This is a genomic window from Rhizobium giardinii bv. giardinii H152, from assembly GCF_000379605.1.
In the GTDB taxonomy this organism is placed as follows: domain Bacteria; phylum Pseudomonadota; class Alphaproteobacteria; order Rhizobiales; family Rhizobiaceae; genus Pararhizobium; species Pararhizobium giardinii.
In genome coordinates this window covers 1-2,191 of sequence record NZ_KB902722.1, presented here as the reverse complement: position 1 = coordinate 2,191, position 2,191 = coordinate 1, and the positions used below count along the sequence as shown (strand labels likewise).

The 2,191-nt window shown below is 57.1% G+C and carries 2 protein-coding genes; both read right to left on the bottom strand.

The genetic code is table 11. The features are described 5' to 3' along the window. Positions 1-228: 228 nt before the first annotated feature. A complete protein-coding gene (locus tag A3AY_RS36415; RefSeq protein WP_018329082.1) occupies positions 229-1,251 on the bottom strand; it encodes an ABC transporter ATP-binding protein in 1,023 nt (340 codons plus the stop codon). Further along, the coding region (locus A3AY_RS0128485; RefSeq protein ID WP_018329081.1) for an ABC transporter ATP-binding protein at positions 1,248-2,191 on the bottom strand (944 nt) is incomplete at its 5' end. The genes A3AY_RS0128485 and A3AY_RS36415, both read right to left, overlap by 4 nt.

Genomic DNA, 2,191 nt, shown 5'->3' with positions numbered 1-2,191 from the left:
GTTAATCGCCGCGACACAATGAGGTCGCCAACTGCGACAAGCGTGAAGCCGTCGGCGATATTGGTTTGGAGAGAGCCCGCCACGTCGTAGCTGTTCAGTTCTGGCCCTTGTTCGTCTCTATCTGCATTTTGGTCCGCGTTCATACATTCTCCAGAGCCTGCACACTAGGGGTGCCATAGATACATTCGGGTGAGATTTGAGGGCGTCAGGGGACTTCCCTTTAGATGGTCACTGACTAAGGAGCGGTGCCTCGCTTACAATGTCAGAATTCTCACGAATGGTCGGAGCCCGTACATGACATGCGACAACTCGACCATCCGGCATCGGATTCAATGTCGGAACGTCCTGTCTGCATCGGTCGACTGCTAATGGACACCGAGTGTGAAACGCACATCCCGTCGGCGGATTCACGGGGCTTGGAACTTCCCCTTCCAGCCGCGCTTCTAGACCGCGGTGAGTTGGGTCGGGCACCGGAGCGGCCGCGATCAATGCTTCGGTGTAGGGATGCACAGGATTTGCAAATAAATCTTCGCACCTCGCGAGTTCCACGATGCGCCCCAGATACATAACCGCCACCTTGTGACCGATATGCTCGACGACGCCAAGGTCATGAGAGATAAAGACGAAGGCGATGCCCAGTTCTTGCTGGAGATCCATAAGCAGGTTCAGGATCTGCGCTTGGACGGAGACATCGAGAGCCGAAACCGCCTCGTCTGCTATGATGATCGCAGGCTTAAGGGACAATGCCCGTGCTATGCCGAGGCGCTGGCGTTGCCCTCCCGATAGCTCGGAGGGAAGCCGGTGCATCATCTCCGGAGCAAGACCCACCTGTTGCAGGAGCTTTGCCGCGAGCGCCTCCCGCTGCTTTCGGCTCAGGCGCTCGAAGTTCTCAGCTGGTTCAGTGATGATCTGGCCAGCCGAGAGCCGAGGGTTTAGCGATGAATAGGGATCCTGGAACACCATCTGCATTCGACGGCGTTGATTTCGGAGCTCGTGTTTCTTCAGGCTTGCAATATCAACACCTTCAAGGAGCACGCGGCCTTCGGTTGGGTCGATAAGGCGCATCAGGAGCCGTGCGATCGTCGACTTGCCGCAGCCCGATTCACCGACGATGCAGAGGGTCTCACCTGCCTCGACGGAAAATGACACCTCCTGGACGGCCCTGATTACGGGAGCGTCTCTCTTCGAAAACCCACCACCCAGCGGATAGTGCTTAGTCAAGTTCTCGACCGTAAGCAGTGGACCATTCATACGCGCTGTACCTTCTCTACATGCCAGCAGGCGGCGGCGTGACCCGGTCCGTGTTCCTCCAGGACTGGCGTTTTCTCCCTGCAAATGTCGGTCGCGTGCGGACAGCGCGGGGCAAAGCTGCACCCGATGATAGGGGCGCGTAGGCTCGGTACGATCCCTGGAATTTCCGGCAGGCGACTTTCCTTTCCGCGGCGCCTGTCGGGAACAGAGCGCATGAGTGCCTTGGTGTAAGGATGCATAGGCCGCGCAAAGAGATCGATGACAGTCGCCTGCTCAACAATTTGCCCGGCGTACATCACGATTACGCGCTGACATGTCTCGGCGACAACGCCAAGATCGTGAGTAATGAACATCACCGAGGTGCCTGTTCGTTCTTTGAGATCGACGATCAATCTGAGGATTTGCGCCTGAATTGTCACATCCAGAGCCGTCGTAGGCTCATCGGCAATCAACAACTCCGGTGAACAGGCGAGCGCCATGGCGATCATTGCACGTTGACGCATGCCGCCCGACATTTCGTGCGGATAGTTCTTGAGCCGACGTTCGGGGTCCGCGATACGGACCAGACGCAGCATCTCCTCTGCCTTTTTCATTGCGACGGAACGCGAAGCCCGAGTGTGGATTTCAACGGCTTCAGCGATCTGTCGCCCAACAGTGTGAACCGGGCTCAGGCTGGTCATCGGGTCCTGGAATATCATGGCAATCTTGTTGCCACGAATTTTTCGCATTTCGCGATCTGAAAGCTTGAGCAAGTCTTGTCCGTGGAACCGAACCTCTCCGCCAACTGTCCGAGCAGTGAGCTTTGGCAGTAGGCGAAGTATGGACAGAGAGGTGACGCTTTTTCCGCATCCCGATTCGCCAACGACCCCGAGCGTTTCGCCTTTTCGGACCTGAAAGCTCACCCCTCCTACGGCGCGGGTGATGCTGTCTTCGCCAAAGA